The sequence below is a fragment of the uncultured Campylobacter sp. genome, assembly GCF_938031315.1.
Classification (GTDB): domain Bacteria; phylum Campylobacterota; class Campylobacteria; order Campylobacterales; family Campylobacteraceae; genus Campylobacter_B.
In genome coordinates this window covers 15,398-32,748 of record NZ_CALHHT010000094.1, presented here as the reverse complement: position 1 = coordinate 32,748, position 17,351 = coordinate 15,398, and the positions used below count along the sequence as shown (strand labels likewise).

Here is a 17,351-nt window from a genome sequence, read left to right as displayed (position 1 = left end):
TTTTACCGCTTTATGGATGAAATTTTACGCAAAAACTCATCGTCGCGGCGGCAAAATTTCGAGCATTATGCGGCACGGGTGCGGTTAAGCGGCAAGAAATTTTAGGTCGGGCGGAAAGAAATTTCGAAACGCAGCGCAACGACGCAGCCCGTATGCAGGACTGAACGGCGAGCCGCTAAAGTAATTTGCGAGCAAAATTTAATGCGCAAAATTTAACGCAAACGGCGCGATCTTAAGCGTTAAAATTTAACGAGCAGAATTTTTAGCGAGCGAAAAACTCGCGAGAGAATTTATCGCCGAAAGGTCTGCGCTACGGGCGAAATTTAACGCGGCTTTTCGCGGCGCGAGGATAATTTGAAAATCCGCTCCTCCTTTGGGCGCTTGGTCTGCTTTGCTAGCCTCGGCAATGAAATTTGAACCCAAAATTTTAAAACCTGTTTTCAAAAATTGGCATAGGCTTTTGGAAATTTCCCCTTCAGCGCTAGATCGCAAATCCGGGTAAGACGTAGATCCACGCGCTCCTCGCCGAAGCTGTTGCGATACACGGCGGTGAGCTTACAGTGATGCAGCCATTGCCGTACCGCCTCGTTTTGCGCCTCGCTGCCGCCTAGCCAGTTCGCGCACGCCGCGGCTACGTAGGTCCTCGGATCGATCAGCCCAAACTCCGAGCCCTGCCTGTCTTTGTGCTTGTGAGCGTCCTTCGTGAGTTTTAAAATTTCTAAAATTCAGCCTCGCAAGATATCATCTGATCCACCGCCAGTGCCGTTACCGCGCCGATGAGGGCGGAGTAGGAGCCCATCTTTAGCAGCCTTATGATCTCGCCCGTAGCCGCGATGAAATTTATCACGCCCAGCGCCTTTAGCATCTCGCTTTTGACCTCTCACGTACGCGCGTCTTTCAGCTCGCGCAAAAATGCTGCGTAAAGCTGCTCGCCAAGCGTAGTAAGAGCGTGCTTGCGTATGAGTTTTGCCCCTCGGATACGCTGCGCCGAGCGTTTGGCGTTTATCATATCGCAAGCCGTTTTGATAAGCTCCTCGTTTGAAATTTGAGCCATTTTCTCCCTTTAGATTGAAATTTTACGCAAAAGCTCATCGTCGCGGCGGCGAAAAATCACACGCCGTTTATAAATTTCATGCGCCGCCCTACAAAACCGAGATAAAAATTTTGATCTCGTCTCCGCCGTAAAACTCAAAATCCGTTCCAAACGCTCTTTTTAGTTCGCCCGCCTCAAAAAAGCTCCAAATTTTGCTCCAAAACTTTGCTACGTTTTGCGGCTCATTCGGGAAGCTAAAAACGGCGTATTTGCCGCTTTTGATCTCCAAGGCTTCGCTACCGCGGGGTGCTTTGGTGCCGATAAAGATATCGTAAAGCCCGTCGGCGCCGTCTTCGTAATCGTAATAGACGCCGTAAATCTCGCTCCGCCCGTCATAGCACTCTTTCATAAATTTTGCCCACAGCGCGGGAATTTTACCGCTTCCGCCTAGCTCGTCCGCGTTTTTCGTGCGGGTTTTTAATCCGTAAATTTTAAACCCGTCTAAATACGAAATTTTGATTTTTTCGCTCAAATTTTACCTTTTCCGCTACTGCTCTAAAAGCTCTCTGGCCTGCTTTGCGATCGCTACGTCGGTGAAGCCGAAAAGCTTAAATAGCTCGTTCGCGTTGCCGCTCTCGCCGAAGCTTTGCATACCGTGTACCGCGTCTGCAAATTTATACCACTCAAGCGCACTTGCGGCTTCGACGGCCAAAATTTTAGTTTGCGGCTCTAGGATTTGCGCCAGATAGTCTGCGTCCTGCTCGCACAGAAGCTCGAAGCACGGCGCGCTTACGACGTTTGCGCCGATGCCTTGCTCTTGCAGGATCGCCGCCGCTTTTAGGCAGAGCGAGACTTCGCTACCGCTTGCGATGAGCGTGATACGTGCTTCTTTGCTCTGCCTTAGCAGATACGCGCCGTTTTGCACGTCGCCCAAAACCGCCTTAGGCAGCGGCTCAAGCCCCTGACGCGAGCATACGAACGCCGCGGGGGCATTCAGAGCAAGCGCCGTGCGCCAGCATTTTACGTTTTCGTTGCCGTCTGCGGGGCGAAAGGTGTAGAAGTCTGGCATCGCGCGGAAGGTGCTAAGCTGCTCGATAGGCTCGTGCGTCGGCCCGTCCTCGCCCACGCCGATGCTGTCGTGCGTGAAGACGAAATAGTGTCGCAAACCCATCAGCGCCGCGAGTCGCGCGCCCGTTTTGAGATAGTCGCTGAAGATAAAAAACGTCGCGCTAAACGGGATGAAAAGCCCGTATCTCGCAAAGGCGTTGCCGATCGCCGCCATCGCGTGCTCGCGGATGCCGAAGTGTAAATTTTTGCCGCACGGAAAGTCGCCGCCGCCTTTTAGCTCGGTCTTATTAGACGCCGCCAAATCGGCGCTTCCGCCCAAAAAGCCGGGCACCGCGTTTGCAATGGCGTTTAAAATTTTACCGTTACTATCGCGCGTGGCGACCTTAAGCCCGCTAAAATCAGGGAATTCTATCTTGCTAAAATCGGGATTTAAAAGCTCGTTTAAAAGCGCTCTTTTTTCATCGCTTAACTTTGCAAGCTTCTCCTTCCAAAGCCGCTCTTCCAAATCGCCTTTCTCAACCGCGGCGCGCGTCGCAAAAAGCACGTCCTCGCTTACGACGAAGCTTTGGGCTGGATCAAAGCCCAGGCTTTGCTTAGCGCGCGCAAGCAGCTCCTCTCCAAGCGGCGCGCCGTGCGTCTTGGCCGTGCCCTCAAGCTCTAGCGCGCCCTTGCCGATCGTGGTATTTGCGATGATGAGGTAGGGTTTGGTTTTATTTTTGACCTCGTCAAGGACAAATTCTATCTGATCGAAATTATGCCCGTCGATGCGCGCGACCTCAAAGCCCTGCGCTTCAAATCGCACTTTCACGTCCTCAAACCACGCGATATCGGTGCTGCCGTCGATCGTGATGCCGTTAGAATCATAAATTATCGTGAGATTATCGAGGTTGTGTCTGCCCGCAAGCGCGCACGCTTCGTAGCTGATGCCCTCCTGTAGATCGCCGTCGCCGCAGAAGCAATAGACGCGGTGATCGATGATCTCGTTGTCTCCCTCATTTAGCAGATGCGCGGCGTATTTTGCGGCCATCGCAAATCCGACTGCGTTTGCGACGCCCTGTCCGAGCGGTCCGGTAGCGATCTCGACGCCGGGGGTGGTGATCTCCGGGTGGCCGGGTGTTTTGGAGTGCAGGCGCCTGAAGCTTTTCAGATCGTCCATGCTCAAATCATATCCGCTAAGGTAGAGGTAACTATACACCAGCGCGCTTGCGTGCCCGCCTGAGAATACGACGCGGTCGCGGTTCAGCCACGCGGGATTTTTGGGATTGTGGCGGACCTTGCTCATAAAGACGCTCATTACGTCGCTTAGCCCCATCGGCGTGCCGGGATGGCCCGAGTTGGCGCTTTGGATCATATCCGCGCTTAGAAATTTGATCGTGTTTGAAATTTTACTTAGCTGCTCGCTCGACATTTTTCATCCTTTCAGGTATTTTTCTATCAAATTTAAAACCAAATCGCGCAGGTTCGCATCATAGCCGCTCATCGCGCCGCTTACCTCGTCTATTAGGCGCTGCTTGTAGCTTCTAGCGCCCGCAAGTCCGAGTAAATTTACGAAGGAATTTTTCGCACCGTCCGCTCCTACGGGCTTGCCCGCGCTTACCTCGTCGCCCGTGGCGTCGATGATGTCATCCTCGATCTGAAATATAAGCCCTAGCTTCAGTCCGATCTTATAAAGCTCATGCGCGAGCTCATCCTTTAGACCGCCGATTATGGCGCCTAGCTCAAACGCCGCAGCGATGAGCGCGCCCGTTTTGTGCAGATGCAAAAACTCAAGCTCGCTTTGCTTTAGAGGGATGTTTTCAAAACGGCAATCGATCGCCTGACCCAGCACCATGCCGCTGCTGCCCGCGTTTCGCGCTAGAGTTTTAATGCATTTTATCTTGATCTCGTTGCTTAGGCTTGCGCTTGCGGCGATCAAAAATGCGTCTGTATTTAGCGCATCGCCCACCAAAATCGCCGTGACCTCGTCGTATTTTTTATGCAGGCTCGGCCGTCCGCGGCGCAGATCCGCATCGTCCATCGCGGGCAGATCGTCGTGGATAAGCGAGTAGGTGTGGATCATCTCAAGCGCCATCGCGATCGCCAGCGCGCCCTCAAAGCGCCGCTCATCCACTGCCGAGACGACGCCTAGCAGCAGCTGCGCGCGAAAATGCTTGCCGCCCGCTTGCAGCATGTAATTGAGCGCCTCCTCGAAATACGGGTGAAAGCTCGGCGCCTTCAGCTCGTTTCGCTTCAAGTAGTCTTTAAATTTTTCTAAAATATCCATCAAATTCCTATCGCATAGTTGTGGGCTTTGGAGCCGCTTTTTGCGCGCTCGTTCGGTCTTTTTCGCTTCTTATGCTTTTCTATATTTTGCGCTCATTTTGCTTGCCGCGCTTGTGCTTTTTGCACCCGTTTTATGGCATTTGGTTGCGTCTCGCGTGCCGCTAAATTTTATCACTTTTCTGCTTGCTAGATACAAAACGACTGAAACGCGTTGCGACTGCCGCTTGTAAATTTTAAACCTTCTGATCGGCTGTTTTGCAAATTCTAAAACTATAAAATTTTGAAATTTCATCCGCCCCGCTTTGTTTAAATTTACCGCCCCGCCCCGCGAATTTCTAAATTTAAACGATCCGCTCCACCAGATTTACTACCGGGCCCGCTTGTAAAACCGCCTCAGCCCTTATCGCCGAGCAGATCGCCTAGGCCGCCGAGCCCTCCTAGCATGGATGCTGCGGCGCCTTTCTTTTCATTTTCGACGAGTTTTATCGCGTCGCCTATCGCCGAAATTAGCAGGATCTGCAGGCTTTCCTTGTCGCTAAAAAGGCTGTCGTCGATGCTCAGATCGAGCACCTCACCCGCGCCGTTTAGCCTGATGGCGACCATACCCGCGCCTGATTTTACGGTAAATTCCTTGCGCGCATTCTCCTCCTCGATCTGCTTGGCCTTGGCCTGCATCTGATCGAGCATCTGCCCCATTTTCGAAAAATCCATTCCTTCGAACATCAAAAATCCTTTAAATTTTGGCTATTTTAGCAAATTTAAGCTAAATTTACCGATTAGCTCGGTGCGGAGATGGGCTCACGAATATATCTATTTTAGTAAAAATGATAAGATGAGCGGTAAATTTACGGGAGCTAAAAATGGGCGATTGGGGCTACAAGGCGTACGAAAACGACGAGGCGGCGGATTGGTTTGCTAGATTTTGGGAGAGCAAAAATTTTGATCTGCTGCAAAGCACGGCAGGAGAGTTCGATCCAAAAAATGAAAACTACGATGAAATCAGGGCTGCCGCACACGTTTTGGCCTGCTTTGGCTCGCCGTATGCGTGTCCGTCGGATTTTTTAGATAAATTGCAACCGACTATCCGGAAAGTCGTTACGATTTTGGAAAATATGATCAACCCGCCAAGCGACGAATGGACTTTTCTTGAAATTTGGGAAAACTCGCCGCAGATAATAGACGAAGTAAGGCGGCAAATCGCAGATCTGAAAGAGCATTTAAGGTAGCGCGGGCGAGGTGGGCGCTAAATTTAGATCATTTCGGCAAATTTAAAAGCTGCGCAAAGCGCGACAAAATAAACTATCGCGGAGCCAGAGCTCGCGCAAACGAGCGCGCCTCAGATATCTTTAAACTCCGCTGCGACCGATTTTTGGAGATTCTCCGCCTTGCCAAGGATCGTTATCGCCTTTTGCCTGCATCTGTTTACGCATCTGTAGCAAATCGTGCAGCGCTCGCCAAATCTCGCCTTGCCGTGCGTGATTTTTATATTTTGCATCGGGCAGGATCTCGCGCACTCGCCGCACCCGTTGCAGCGCGCCGTATCGAGGCTCGGTTTGCGCCTAGCAAAGGGCGTTTTGTCCCAAATTTTCATCCAGAGCCGCTGTCCCAAAAGCCCCGCGATACGGCATAGCGGACTCAGCCCCTCTTGCGGCGGTTTACCCGCGGCAAATGCCTCCGAGGCGTGCTCTAGCTTGGCGTTTGCCTCCTTTATCACGCGCTCGTTTTTCTGCGCCGAATAGCTAAAAATCGCCACGTCGAGGATAAACGCGGGCATTTTCACGTGCACGCCGCCCGTTATCTTCGCGCCCGCTCGCCTTAGGATCCTAGCCGCGCAGCCCGCTCCGTCGCCGCTAAAAATCTCCATCGTAGCGATGATAAAGACGTTTTTACCGCGAAAATTCGCGCTGTTTTCGCAAATAAACTCGCGCACGATCTGCGGCAGATCGCTAAAGTAAACGGGATAGGCAAGGATGATGTCGCCATGGCGCTTTAGCAGCTCGCCGCAGGCCTCGTCCTCGATCGAAACCGCTGGGATATCGCCGCCCAGACGCTCTATAAATCTCTCCACGCAATGCTTGGTATTGCCTGTGGAGCTGAAATAAATCGCTATCATTTTGTGAATCCTTTTAAATTCAGGCGCCAAATTTGCCCATTTTCGCCGAATTTTGCCGACCGCGTCAAATTTAACGCCAAACACTGACAAATATTCGGCGCGCTTCCCTTTTGTCCGTTTGATAACAATGGCTGTGTACCTTTGCCCAAATTTTACCGCAAATTTGGCAAATTTATTTTTGAAATTTTCCAAAATGCGGTAGTTTTTAAAAAATTTATCTCAAATGGGCTCAAATTCGCACTATGCTGTAATTTTTGCGCTTTATAGGCAAGCGTAAATTTTATTCTCTGTAAACCATTGCGTTTTGGCTAGCGATGCGGTAAATTTTAATTCGTAAATTTCAAAAACAACAAAAATTCGGCGCGAAAGTTCATCTGCGGCACCAAACTTACGCTCGAAAATCTAAATTTAGCGACGTAAAATTTACCGAGCAAAGCAGCATGGCTAAATTTAGCTATAAATTTAAGAATATTGCCCAAAATTCGCCGCCTACTCGTACATTCGCCCCATTTCGAGCAGTTCGCCGAGCATCTCCCAGTCGCCGCGCACGGGTGCATCCTTTCCCGCGTGATCCATCAGGCCGCGCGCTCCGCACTCTAGCAGCGAAAACGGATCGAAATTATACCAGCCATGCCCGCCTGACGATACGATGCCGAAAAACTTGCTCTCGTCCGCAAGCTGTCCGCTAGCGCGCATCCTGCTAAGCTCCGCTAGCTGAAATTTTATAACCTCTGCGGAATACGCAAGCCAGCCGTGCTTGTCTGCGGCCTCGAATTTCAGGGGCCCCATTGGTCTTTTGCCCAAAGGACTCGCCTCGTGCTGTTTTTGCAGAGACGCTACCGCTTACGGCGATGGAATTTTGCTCTTGCGTTTTGCTCTCGTCGTTTTTTAGCTCGTCGTTCGTAAATTTTGCCTCGCTTAGCGCGGTTTTAAAATTTGCGGATCTGCTTTCGTCAAATTTTATCTCAAAGCCCTCCGGTAGGCAGCGCATTATATCCGCAGCGGTTTTTAGCTCCTCCGCCGAACGAAACATATCGCCGCCCGCAGGCCCATCTTTGCAGAAGTGCGCAAGCTCAGGCGCTCGCTCTATCTCAAGCCACGCCTCGTTAAATCCCGCCCTCTCGCTCTCAAATGCCGCGCTTAGGATTTCAAGCATCAGCTCTGCGCTAAAGGGCTCGCCGCCGCGTGCCTCAAGCAGCCTTAAAAGCGCGAGTAGATATGCATCCAGCTCCTTGTTTGCGGCCCGGCTCGCTTCAAATTTTTCCACCATTTCGCAGACGGCGCCATAAAATTCTTCGTAGTTCAAATTTGCTCCTTTTTTGCGGACCGGCAAGCGGCTATAACGGGCTGTTTGAAGTGAATTTTAGCGCAAATAGCGCCTCTTAGTGCACGATGTAGCGGGTGCGCCTGCGCACAAGAGGTCAAAACCCGCGCAAAGAGCTAGCGCCTGTAGCCGTAAATTTTTAAGCTTTGCTCGCCAGGCTCCATCTCAAATTTGCCCAGGCGCTCTAGATAGCGTGCTATAGCGTCAAGGTCTTGGCTTTTGTGCCCCGGCGGTAGCAGCGCGCCGCGGCTTGCGAAGTCGTAGAATTTCGCAAATTCTATATATTCTATCTCGGCGTAGAGGGTGGGCTTTTCGCTCGTCGTGAGGCGCTGCGAGATGTAGCCGTCGCGGATGCCTTGCGTGTAGTATGCGGCGGGCAGGGCGAATCTGATCTCGTTCACGCAGGAGCCGAAGAAGTCATAAATCTCGCAATGTCTTGCGGGCGAGCCCTCGGCGCAGATCGCCGAAAAGAGCTTGCGCCATTTTGCGTCGCTCATAAAGCCGAAGCGAAACTCGGCTAGCTTTTTATCTAGTCGCGCTTTGTATTTTTCGTAGTGCTGCGGTGAGGCGAAAAGCTCCTCAAGGCGCGGTGCCATGCTATTTTATGATCTCGTTTCGCTCGTTTACCTGCACGATTTTTGGCTCAAAATCTCTCGCTTTTTTTGCGCTCATCTGTGCGTAAGCCACGATAATGACTACGTCGCCGACGCATACTTTTCGCGCAGCTGCGCCGTTTAGGCAGATCTCGCCCTTTTTCTCGCCGCAGATTACGTATGTAGCGAAGCGCTCGCCGTTATTGACGTTTAGGATTTCGACTTTTTGGTACTCGCGAAGCCCCGCAGCTTCGATGAGCTCGGGTCCGATCGTAATGGAGCCCACGTAGTTTAGGTTGGCGTCCGTCACGCGCGCGCGGTGGATTTTGCTTGATAAAATTTCGATTTTCATCGGCCGTCCTTTAAATTTAGTCTAAATTTGACCCGCCTCGCGCCGCGACGAGCTCGCTTACGACCTGCTTGTCGCTGAAGGGGTGCTTCACGCCCTTGATCTCCTGGTAGGTCTCGTCGCCCTTACCCAAAATAGCGATCATCTCGCCGTTTTTGGCAAGATCTAGCGCGCGCGCGATCGCCTCTTTGCGATCCGCGATCTTTAAAATTTTATCCTTTCGGCGCATCCCTGCGCAAATTTGCTCGATGATTTCGCTCGGCTCTTCGCTGCGCGGATTATCGCTCGTGACGACGCAAATTTTGGCAAAGTGCTCGGCGATGGCGCCCATTTTCGGACGCTTGCCGTGGTCGCGATCGCCTCCCGCGCCAAAAACCGCGATGATCTCGCCGCTTGCGCGCAGCGCGTTTAGCACCTTTTCGATGCCGTCTGGGGTATGGGCGAAATCGACGATCACAAGCGGGTTTTTATTTACGATCTGCACGCGACCCTCGACGCCGCCGAAGTTTGCCAGGGCTTTTGCGATCTTCTCATTCGGCAGCTTGGTCAGAATTTTAACCGCCGCAAACGCCGCGGTAAGGTTGTAGAGATTAAACTCGCCGATCAGATCGCTTTGCAGTTGCGCATTATCGCCGTTTGGGGTGCGCACGAGCGCGTCGATGCCGCCCTTTAGCCCATAGCCACTCACGCCGAAGCTCGCGGCGTTTTTGATGCCGTAGGTAAGGGCGTTTGCGGGGTTAAATTTAATATGCCCATCGTCGGCGTTTATGAGCTTTGGCGCGTCGTCTGCAAAAAACGAGCTCTTGACTGCGGCGTATTCTTGCATACTGCCGTGATAATCGAGATGATCTTGGCTGAGATTAGTAAAAATTTTAAGCGCAAAATTTAGCCCCTGGATGCGGTTCTGCGCGATTGCGTGCGAGCTAACCTCCATAACGAAATACTCGCAGCCCTGCTTGCCGGCTTCATAAAGATAGCTCATCGTCTTAAAAACCGAGCTCGTCGTAAGCCCCTTCTCGTCGATCCTGTGCTCATTTATGAAAGCGCCGCGCGTGCCGCTTAAGCCGCAGCTAAAGCCCAGATCCAGCAGCGTCGAGTAGATCGCCGCCGCAGTCGTCGTTTTGCCGTTCGTACCCGTGATGCCTACGATTTTGATGCGCGGATCGATATTTAAAAGCTCCTTTGCTTGCGCGATAGAGATGATCTGCGCGCCTTTTTGCGCCGCTTCGGGTTCAAATTTGGCGTTCGCGTCCGTGCGCATAAAAAAGCAGCCCGCCTCGCACTCGGCGGAGTTGTCGGTGATAAAGCTATTTTCGAGTCGTATTTTCATGATTTTTGATTTTTTGCATTAGCGCTTCGAAGCGCTCATCGCCTGCATACGCGGCAGCCGAGCTCTCGACGTAATTAAGCCCCATCTCGTAGTAGCCGTTTTCTATCAAATTTTCTAAAAATTCTATCATCTCGGTTTTGTCCGAAATGGCGATTTTGGAGGAAAAAATGATCGATTCGAAGGCCTCTTTAAAGCCCTTTTGGCCTACCGCGCGCATAAAATCGGCATAGGCGATAACGGCGATCTCGTCCTCGGCGCCGGGTTCGGAGGCCGCTTCGTTCGCGATCTTTTCGTTGATGGAGTTTAAAATTTTAAAAAGCTCCGCGGTTTGAGTTTTGGGGCTGAGGTTGTAAAAATCAAAGAGCATAAGCGCTTCTTCGCGGTCTGCCAGCGCGGTCTGGCAAAGCTCGAGTAAAAATAGAATTTCTTCCTCGCCGCTTTTTTCGTAGGCGAGCGAAAAATACAGCTTCGCAAGCTCGAATTCCCCGCGCGAAAAGGACTTTAGCCCCAGCTTTTTATAATTCAAACTCTTCGCCTTCGGGGATGTTTACGACGCTAAGCTCGGGGTGAATATCCATGCGAAGCTGGCGCTCGACGCCGTATTTTAGGGTCTGTGAGCTCGCCGCGCAGCCGTGGCAATGCCCGGTAAGGCGGACATGGACGACGCCGTTTTTTATGCCTAAAAGCTGTATATCGCCGCCGTCGTTTTGAAGCATCGGACGGATTAGCTCCAAGCTGCCTTGTACCGGAGCTAGAAGCTCTTCATCGCTAAATGGTATCATTAAAATTCCTTGTTTTGGTTTTGGCGAATTATATCCAAAAGCGATAAAAAAAGGCTTATCGGGGATGAAATTTAATCTTAAATTTTGCGCGAGGACGCGGATTTTGTGCCATAGATCGCAAAGAATTTTATACGGTGCGGAGGAATGGAAATATGATTTTAAAATTCTATCGATTCGGTAAGGACGAAGCCCGCAAATTATCGGGCCTGCATATATTTAAATTTAGACTATTTACGCTATAAATTTGAGATGAAATTTTAGCCCGGTCGGGAGCTATATTTGAGATAAATTTTGCTTGAGTGGAAGAGAATTTAAGGCGATTTTGTCTAAATTTATCAGGATAAGCGCCGATACGATTAAATTCTATAAAGAACAGATTTCGATCTTAATGGTAAATTTTACGGCATATGAAAGCCTGGGCGGTAGATATTATTTTAAAGCTCGTGGTCGAAATTTCGCTATGTTTTATATCGATCGCGGCTGTGAAATTTCGGCGCGGGCGCATGCAATCACGGCAAAATTTCTATCGGCGTGCCGATTTTTACGTGCTCGAAAAGCTCGTCCATATCGTCATTGACGAGCGCTATGCAGCCCTCCGTCCAGTCGCCGAATGCCGCGATACTCTGCCCTAGGCAGCTAAATTTGTTCGGTAGCCCGTGGATTTTGATATCGCCGCCTGCGCTCTTGCCGAGGGATTTTGCGTGCGCTACGTCGGCTTTGTTCGGATAGGAGATGCCTAAATTTAGATGATACGCCGAGTTTGGATTTTTGCCGTTTATGGTGTAGTTGCCCTCCGGGGTTTTGCCGTCGCCTTGAACCTCTTTATGTCCTTCGGGCTCGCGTCCGAGGGCGATTCTGTAGCTTTTCGCGACGCCTTTTGAGGTTAAAATTTCAAGAATTCGTTTGGATTTGTAGACGCGAATTTTAGAGATTTGCTCGCTGTCCAATGCCTGTTTTAGCGGAATTTCGGAGTTGATCGTTTCGATATTTTTGTAGCTAAGGTAATTGTCCAATGCCCACGCTAGGCCCGCAGCGACGATAACAAGCGGGAGTAAAATTTTAAATTTCATAGAAGAAATTTCGGGAGTGATCCCGAAATTTTATTTGCTGATTAGCTCGATATAAGCCATCTCTGCGGCGTCGCCCTTGCGAAGGCGAGTTTTGATGATTCGAGTGTAGCCGCCGTTTACGCCTGCGTATTTTGGAGCGATCTCGGTGACTAGCTTATTTGTCGCAGCCTTATCTTGAAGCGCCGCGAAAACAAATCTATGCGCCTCGCTGTCGCCCTTGCGCGCGCGAGTGATTAGCTTCTCGGCATAGCTTCTTAGCTCTTTTGCCTTAGGAAGCGTGGTTTCGATCTTGCCGCTAGTAACTAAAGCGATGGTTAAATTTTTAAGCAGGGCGGCACGGTGAGACGAAGTACGCCCTAGCTTCCTATATCCGTGATTATGTCTCATTTATTGTCCTTCATTCTTTTGTCTTTGAGCCTTCAGCTCGTCAAGCTTGCGTTTTAGCTGCTCTTTTTTATCGCCGAGCTCTTGGTTGCCGATAGGATAACCGATCTCCTCCATTACGGCTTTGATCTCCTCAAGCGATTTTTTGCCTAAATTTTTAAGGTCTTTAAGCTCGCTCTCCTCCATAATCGCTAGCTCGCCGATAAATCTAATATCTGCGCGATCCAGGCAGTTGAAGCTTCGTGCGCTTAAGCTTAGATTGCTAACGCTCTCAAAAAGCTTTGCAAACTCGGAATTTGCAGGGATTGCCCTACCGAAAGTATCCGCAGCGCTGATATTTACGATGCCTTTGAAAACCGCCAGCTGCTGATACATCGCCTCAAGCGCGTTTTTAAACGCATCTATCGCGCTGATCTGACCGTCGGTAGTGATCGTAAAGACCACCTTTTCGTAGTCGGGATTATCCTCTACGAATACGTTTTCGATATCGTAAACGGCCTTAGTTACCGGGGTAAAAAACGCATCCAGCGCGATGAAATCAGCGTCTAAATTTTCTCTGATCTCTTCGCTTGGGACGTAGCCGATGCCCTTTTCGATGATGAGCGTAAATTTAAGATCGGCATCCTCGTTTATCGTAGCCAGATAAGCGCTTGGATTTACGATCTCTACGGCGTCGTTATTTAGGTCGCTGCCGTAAATTTCTTTAGGTCCTTTAAAGCTGTATTCTACGACCTCGCGTAGGGAATCGCCTTTGATTTTAAACCTTAAGCCCTTTAAATTTATGATAAAAGCCGCCATATCCTCGAGCATACCGCGCATGCTGTCGAATTCGTGGCTTACGCCTTCGATTTTAACCGCAGTCGGCGCAAAACCGACCGTGCTCGTATAAAGTAACCTTCGTAAAGGATGAGCTAGAGTGACGGCATATCCCGTTTCAAAGGGATATGCTATGATTTTAGCAACATTTTCGCTGACATTCTCAACCTTTATTTCAGTTGGCATATGAGCTGATGTTGTGATTTTTCTCATATTAGCACCTACTATTTCGAGTAAAGCTCTACGATAAATCTTTCCTCTACAGGAATAACAACTTCTTCTCTCTCCGGAACTCTAGAAAAAATTCCGTATCTTTTCTCTTTTTCTACATCTACCCACGCTACGATGCCGGTCTGTGCAGTAAGATCCAGCGCTCTTGAAATTTGCGGGTTATTTTTGCTCTTTTCGATCACTTCGATCTTTTGTCCTGCGCGAACGCTGTATGAAGGGATATCGACGCGCTTGCCGTCTACCAAGATATGTCCGTGCGTAACGAGCTGGCGCGCAAAGCGTCTAGTCGTAGCAAAGCCCATGCGGTAAACTACGTTATCTAGCCTCTGCTCCAAAAGCTGAACCAAGATCGCTCCGGTGTTACCCTCTCTGCGAGCCGCTTCGGCAAATAGCCTACGGAACTGCTTCTCGCTTACGCCGTACATAAATTTAGCCTTTTGTTTCTCGCGAAGCTGTGAGCCGTATTCGCTTAGTTTAGCGCGTCTTTGTCCGTGCTGACCCGGAGCGTAAGGGCGTTTTAAAAGCGCGCTCTTGCCCGCAAGCCTTCTTTCGCCTTTCATAAATAGATCGACGCCGAGCCTTCTTTCTAATTTTTCAACCGGTCCTGTATATCTAGCCATAAATTTCTCCTTTTATAATTACACGCGACGTCGTTTAGGCGGTCTGCAACCGTTGTGCGCAAGAGGAGTGATGTCTTTGAAATATGTAACTTTAATCCCTTCTACGCTACCTACGCTTTTAACGGCGGTCTCGCGTCCGCTTCCCGGACCCTGAACCTTGACGCCTACCTCTTTGATGCCGTGCTCTTTGGCTTTGTTTAGCGCGTCCTCGACGGCTTGCTGCGCCGCATAAGGGGTGGATTTTTTGCTGCCTTTAAAATTTAAAGCGCCCGCACTGCTCCACGCGATCGCGTTGCCCATCTCGTCCGTTACGGTTATCATAGTGTTGTTAAACGTAGCGGAGATGTAAACTATGCCTTTGGCGATATTTTTTCTGACGGTTTTTTTCTTAACTACTTTTTTTTGTGCCATATCTCAATCCTTATTTAGCTGCCGCGCCGACGGTTTTGCGTTTGCCTTTTCTGGTTCTGGCGTTCGTTTTTGTTTTTTGACCGCGAACCGGAAGGCCCTTTCTGTGTCTTAAGCCGCGATAGCCGCCCAAGTCCATAAGCGCTTTTATATCCATAGCCACTTGTTTGCGAAGATCGCCTTCGACCATATAGTGCTCTTGGATCTCTTTTCTGATAGCGGCGGCTTCATCTTCGCTCAGATCGGCGACTCTTTTATCGTAAGAAATTCCTGCCGCATCGAGAATTTTTCTCGACGTAAATAAACCTATACCGTAGATATAAGTTAGTCCGTATTCAATCCTTTTTTTCTTTGGTAGATCTACACCTGCGATACGAGCCATAACTTATCCTTGTCTTTGTTTATGTTTTGGATTTTCACAAATAACGTGAACAACACCTTTGCGCTTGACAATTTTACATTTGTCGCACATTTTCTTAACGGATGGACGAACTTTCATTCCACTCTCCTAAAATTTTCTCCACTTTAAATGCAAACTGCACCTAGGTTTAATGAAATTTCAAAAGCGAAAGTATCAAACCAACTGTTTTCAAAATAGTGGGGACTTTGAAAACACTTCTTCCTACAGTTTAGTCGCAAAATTGCGAGTATATCTAAATTTAACTTTATCCTTACTTATAGCGGTAGGTGATCCTGCCTTTATCGAGGCTGTACGGGGTCAGCTCAACTTTTACGCGATCGCCCGGCATTATCTTGATGTAGTGCATCCGCATCTTGCCCGCGATATGGCATAAAATTACGTGTTTGTTGTCCAGCTCGACCTTAAAAGTCGCGTTCGGCAGCGCTTCTATGACGTTGCCGTCGATCTCTATGACGTCGTCTTTTGCCACAAATTCTCCTTTCTTTTAAATTTAAAAAGGGCGATTATATAGAATTTAAAATTTTAAACAGCTTAAAAGAAATTTAAAATAAGCAAAATTTCAGATTTATTTCGTTACGCGCGCACTGTTTTTACAAAAGCAAGGCGGCGCTCTTTTTAAAATTTTAGTATAATGGCTCAAAAATTTTAAAGGAAAAATATGAAATGGCAAGACGGCAGACGAAGCTCAAACGTGGAGGATGACCGCGCAAGCAGCATGCGCACGAGCTCGGGCTCACTTGGGATGCTGATCCCGATCATTAGGTTTTTGCTCGGCTCAAAGATCGGGCGAATAGTGCTCGTAATCGGCGTCGTAGCGTATTTTATGGGTTACAACCCTTTGGCGCTTTTAGACGGAGGCGCCAGCACGCAGAGAGAGCCGACCGATAGCCCGCAGGAGCAGGAAAAGCTCGCCTTCGTCTCGGCGGTGCTGGCTCAAACCGAGGACATTTGGGGCGAGATATTTAAAAGTGCGGGCGCGCGCTACGAGGAGCCCGGCTTGCGGCTCTTTCGCGATCAGATCGCAAGCGGCTGCGGCTTTGCAAGCGCGCAGACGGGACCTTTTTATTGCCCGAGGGACCGTAAAATTTATCTCGATCTTAGCTTTTTCGACGAGCTTGCGAATAAATACAAAGCGGGCGGCGACTTCGCGCAGGCCTACGTCATCGCGCACGAAGTGGGGCATCACGTTCAAAATTTAGTCGGCACGCTAGAGCAGGTCGCCGCTCTAAAAAGGCGCGCTCGCAGCGAAGCCGAGCAAAACGCGCTTCAGGTCAAAGTCGAGCTGCAGGCAGACTGCTACGCTGGGGTCTGGGCGCACTATCTCGCAAAAACAGGGCGCGTGCTGGAGGCGGGCGATATCGACGAGGCGCTAAATGCCGCCAGCGCGATCGGCGACGATACGCTGCAACGTAAATTTAGCGGTCGCGTCGTGCCCGATTCCTTCACGCACGGCACCTCGGCACAGCGCAAAGAGTGGTTTAAAAAAGGCTTAGCGGGCGGAAACCTAAAAGCCTGCTCGTTTGAGCCGTAAAATGCATACTCTAAGTTCGTAAATTCTGCCATCTCGTGTTTGAGCGCAGTGCGAGATCCTTTTCTGCGCCGTTGCAATTTGTCTACAAAACTGCCGTCTAGCGCTTGAGCCGTAAGGCGCAGGCTTTGAGCTAGCTTGCGGGCTAGATCAAGGGCAGTTTAAATTTTAAAATTTAACGCCGAGCCTAGGGCAAAATTTAGAATTTTATGATCGACGATTAAAAGTTCGGACGGCGCGCTCGGCTAATGTGGCGACGGCTTGTTTGAGCGCAGGCTTGACTACGGCACAAGAAACCAAAATAGATACGTTAAAATTTATGGAGGCGAAAATGAATAAAATAACCTGCATCTGCCTAGGCGTGCGAAACATGCAAAGGGCGCTGAAATTTTACAGAGACGGCCTGGGTTACGAGACAGACTGCAAAGAGGACAACCCGCCCGTTTGTTTTTTCAATACGCCGGGAACCAAATTTGAGCTCTATCCGCTAGACGCGCTGGCGCGAGATATCAGCGAAAACGATCCGCCGAAGAGAAGCGGATTTGCCGGCATCACGCTAGCCTATAACGTAAAAAACAAAGAGGACGTGGATAGCGTCATAAAGCTAGTAAAAAAGGCGGGCGGCACCATCGTCAAGGAGCCTCAAGTTGCGTTTTGGGGCGGATATCACGCGTATTTTGCCGATCCGGACGGATACTGCTGGGAGGTGGCTTGGGTACCCAGTTTTAAATTTGACGAGGACGGGCTGCTCAAATTTTAGATTAAAATTTTTGCGGACGAGGCTTGTTCGGAGGCGCCGAAGCCTTTAGCACAAGCGCGTAAAATTTAAACTCAAAATTTTATTGCAAATCATCGGGCGGAGCTTTTGTAGCTCGTATAATTTGCGGCGCCGTTTTTCGCGCTTTGCTCTAAACATCAAGCGAAATTTTATTTTTCGATATGATCTGCGACACAAATTTCGTACGAAGCTAAAATTTACCCGCACCTCGCCGCTGTTTTACTCGCGCTCGCAGTACTGC

General features: G+C 49.8%; 27 protein-coding genes. 3 read left to right on the top strand and 24 right to left on the bottom strand.

Going from position 1 to position 17,351, the window contains the following annotated elements; translation table 11 throughout:
* Positions 1-718: 718 nt before the first annotated feature.
* The 7 genes from Q0236_RS02730 to Q0236_RS02700 all read right to left on the bottom strand — a co-directional run bounded on the left by Q0236_RS02730 (position 719) and on the right by Q0236_RS02700 (position 5,086).
* On the bottom strand, positions 719-847 hold the full coding sequence (locus Q0236_RS02730) for a hypothetical protein (RefSeq protein ID WP_297914829.1): 129 nt from the start codon (positions 845-847) through the stop codon (positions 719-721).
* A gap of 33 nt (positions 848-880) precedes the next feature.
* The gene (locus Q0236_RS02725; RefSeq protein ID WP_297914826.1) at positions 881-1,054 is read right to left on the bottom strand and encodes a hypothetical protein; all 174 of its coding nucleotides are present in this window, start codon (positions 1,052-1,054) and stop codon (positions 881-883) included.
* Between the two features lie 88 nt (positions 1,055-1,142).
* On the bottom strand, positions 1,143-1,553 hold the full coding sequence (locus Q0236_RS02720) for a GyrI-like domain-containing protein (RefSeq protein ID WP_297914832.1): 411 nt from the start codon (positions 1,551-1,553) through the stop codon (positions 1,143-1,145).
* 27 nt (positions 1,554-1,580) lie between these two features.
* On the bottom strand, positions 1,581-3,509 hold the full coding sequence (gene tkt / locus Q0236_RS02715) for a transketolase (protein ID WP_297914824.1): 1,929 nt from the start codon (positions 3,507-3,509) through the stop codon (positions 1,581-1,583).
* A 3-nt stretch (positions 3,510-3,512) separates the two neighbouring features.
* A complete protein-coding gene (locus tag Q0236_RS02710) occupies positions 3,513-4,364 on the bottom strand; it encodes a polyprenyl synthetase family protein (RefSeq protein ID WP_297914821.1) in 852 nt (283 codons plus the stop codon).
* A gap of 69 nt (positions 4,365-4,433) precedes the next feature.
* Positions 4,434-4,655, bottom strand: coding sequence for a hypothetical protein (locus Q0236_RS02705; protein ID WP_297914818.1), 222 nt, complete (start codon positions 4,653-4,655; stop codon positions 4,434-4,436).
* Positions 4,656-4,756: 101 nt separating this feature from the next.
* Positions 4,757-5,086 (bottom strand): YbaB/EbfC family nucleoid-associated protein, encoded by a 330-nt coding sequence (locus Q0236_RS02700; RefSeq protein WP_297914816.1) that lies wholly within the window; start codon positions 5,084-5,086, stop codon positions 4,757-4,759.
* 137 nt (positions 5,087-5,223) lie between these two features.
* Between Q0236_RS02700 and Q0236_RS02695 the strand changes: the two genes are divergently transcribed.
* Positions 5,224-5,589: a DUF4259 domain-containing protein gene (locus Q0236_RS02695; protein WP_297914813.1), complete on the top strand. Its 366-nt coding sequence runs from the start codon at positions 5,224-5,226 to the stop codon at positions 5,587-5,589.
* 110 nt (positions 5,590-5,699) lie between these two features.
* Here the strand turns inward: Q0236_RS02695 and Q0236_RS02690 are convergent, their stop codons facing one another.
* The 17 genes from Q0236_RS02690 to infA all read right to left on the bottom strand — a co-directional run bounded on the left by Q0236_RS02690 (position 5,700) and on the right by infA (position 15,273).
* Entirely contained in the window at positions 5,700-6,476 is a 777-nt protein-coding gene (locus tag Q0236_RS02690; RefSeq protein ID WP_297914810.1) for an EFR1 family ferrodoxin, read from the bottom strand.
* A 326-nt stretch (positions 6,477-6,802) separates the two neighbouring features.
* Positions 6,803-6,955, bottom strand: a complete 153-nt coding sequence (locus Q0236_RS02685; RefSeq protein WP_297914807.1) for a hypothetical protein — start codon at positions 6,953-6,955, stop codon at positions 6,803-6,805.
* 10 nt (positions 6,956-6,965) lie between these two features.
* Positions 6,966-7,172: a hypothetical protein gene (locus tag Q0236_RS02680; RefSeq protein ID WP_297914804.1), complete on the bottom strand. Its 207-nt coding sequence runs from the start codon at positions 7,170-7,172 to the stop codon at positions 6,966-6,968.
* 4 nt (positions 7,173-7,176) lie between these two features.
* Complete coding sequence (locus Q0236_RS02675) at positions 7,177-7,782, bottom strand: hypothetical protein (protein WP_297914802.1); 606 nt, start codon at positions 7,780-7,782, stop codon at positions 7,177-7,179.
* Positions 7,783-7,916: 134 nt separating this feature from the next.
* Positions 7,917-8,396 carry a hypothetical protein gene (locus Q0236_RS02670; RefSeq protein ID WP_297914799.1) on the bottom strand — a complete coding sequence of 160 codons (480 nt, stop codon included), beginning with the start codon at positions 8,394-8,396 and terminating at the stop codon, positions 7,917-7,919.
* Between the two features lies 1 nt (position 8,397).
* Complete coding sequence (gene panD / locus Q0236_RS02665) at positions 8,398-8,745, bottom strand: aspartate 1-decarboxylase (RefSeq protein ID WP_297914796.1); 348 nt, start codon at positions 8,743-8,745, stop codon at positions 8,398-8,400.
* Between the two features lie 16 nt (positions 8,746-8,761).
* The gene (locus Q0236_RS02660) at positions 8,762-10,072 is read right to left on the bottom strand and encodes a UDP-N-acetylmuramoyl-L-alanyl-D-glutamate--2,6-diaminopimelate ligase (RefSeq protein ID WP_297914793.1); all 1,311 of its coding nucleotides are present in this window, start codon (positions 10,070-10,072) and stop codon (positions 8,762-8,764) included.
* Positions 10,050-10,598, bottom strand: a complete 549-nt coding sequence (locus tag Q0236_RS02655; protein WP_297914790.1) for a histidine kinase — start codon at positions 10,596-10,598, stop codon at positions 10,050-10,052. The genes Q0236_RS02660 and Q0236_RS02655 overlap by 23 nt, the downstream gene beginning before the upstream one ends.
* Complete coding sequence (locus tag Q0236_RS02650) at positions 10,588-10,854, bottom strand: NifU family protein (protein WP_297914787.1); 267 nt, start codon at positions 10,852-10,854, stop codon at positions 10,588-10,590. The genes Q0236_RS02655 and Q0236_RS02650 overlap by 11 nt, the downstream gene beginning before the upstream one ends.
* Positions 10,855-11,363: 509 nt before the next feature.
* The gene (locus Q0236_RS02645) at positions 11,364-11,867 is read right to left on the bottom strand and encodes a L,D-transpeptidase family protein (RefSeq protein ID WP_297914785.1); all 504 of its coding nucleotides are present in this window, start codon (positions 11,865-11,867) and stop codon (positions 11,364-11,366) included.
* 87 nt (positions 11,868-11,954) lie between these two features.
* Positions 11,955-12,311 carry a 50S ribosomal protein L17 gene (gene rplQ, locus Q0236_RS02640; protein ID WP_005869862.1) on the bottom strand — a complete coding sequence of 119 codons (357 nt, stop codon included), beginning with the start codon at positions 12,309-12,311 and terminating at the stop codon, positions 11,955-11,957.
* Positions 12,312-13,337, bottom strand: coding sequence for a DNA-directed RNA polymerase subunit alpha (locus tag Q0236_RS02635; RefSeq protein ID WP_177387178.1), 1,026 nt, complete (start codon positions 13,335-13,337; stop codon positions 12,312-12,314).
* Between the two features lie 11 nt (positions 13,338-13,348).
* A complete protein-coding gene (gene rpsD, locus Q0236_RS02630; protein ID WP_005869858.1) occupies positions 13,349-13,975 on the bottom strand; it encodes a 30S ribosomal protein S4 in 627 nt (208 codons plus the stop codon).
* Positions 13,976-13,993: 18 nt separating this feature from the next.
* On the bottom strand, positions 13,994-14,386 hold the full coding sequence (gene rpsK, locus Q0236_RS02625) for a 30S ribosomal protein S11 (RefSeq protein ID WP_177387174.1): 393 nt from the start codon (positions 14,384-14,386) through the stop codon (positions 13,994-13,996).
* Between the two features lie 10 nt (positions 14,387-14,396).
* Complete coding sequence (gene rpsM, locus Q0236_RS02620) at positions 14,397-14,765, bottom strand: 30S ribosomal protein S13 (protein WP_005869856.1); 369 nt, start codon at positions 14,763-14,765, stop codon at positions 14,397-14,399.
* A gap of 3 nt (positions 14,766-14,768) precedes the next feature.
* A complete protein-coding gene (rpmJ, locus tag Q0236_RS02615) occupies positions 14,769-14,882 on the bottom strand; it encodes a 50S ribosomal protein L36 (RefSeq protein WP_005869855.1) in 114 nt (37 codons plus the stop codon).
* A gap of 172 nt (positions 14,883-15,054) precedes the next feature.
* Complete coding sequence (gene infA / locus Q0236_RS02610; RefSeq protein ID WP_005869854.1) at positions 15,055-15,273, bottom strand: translation initiation factor IF-1; 219 nt, start codon at positions 15,271-15,273, stop codon at positions 15,055-15,057.
* Between the two features lie 189 nt (positions 15,274-15,462).
* Here infA and Q0236_RS02605 point away from each other — a divergent pair, with 189 nt between their 5' ends.
* Both Q0236_RS02605 and Q0236_RS02600 read left to right on the top strand, forming a co-directional pair.
* The gene (locus Q0236_RS02605) at positions 15,463-16,335 is read left to right on the top strand and encodes a neutral zinc metallopeptidase (RefSeq protein ID WP_297914782.1); all 873 of its coding nucleotides are present in this window, start codon (positions 15,463-15,465) and stop codon (positions 16,333-16,335) included.
* Positions 16,336-16,663: 328 nt separating this feature from the next.
* Positions 16,664-17,092 (top strand): VOC family protein, encoded by a 429-nt coding sequence (locus Q0236_RS02600; RefSeq protein ID WP_297914778.1) that lies wholly within the window; start codon positions 16,664-16,666, stop codon positions 17,090-17,092.
* Positions 17,093-17,351 lie beyond the last annotated feature (259 nt).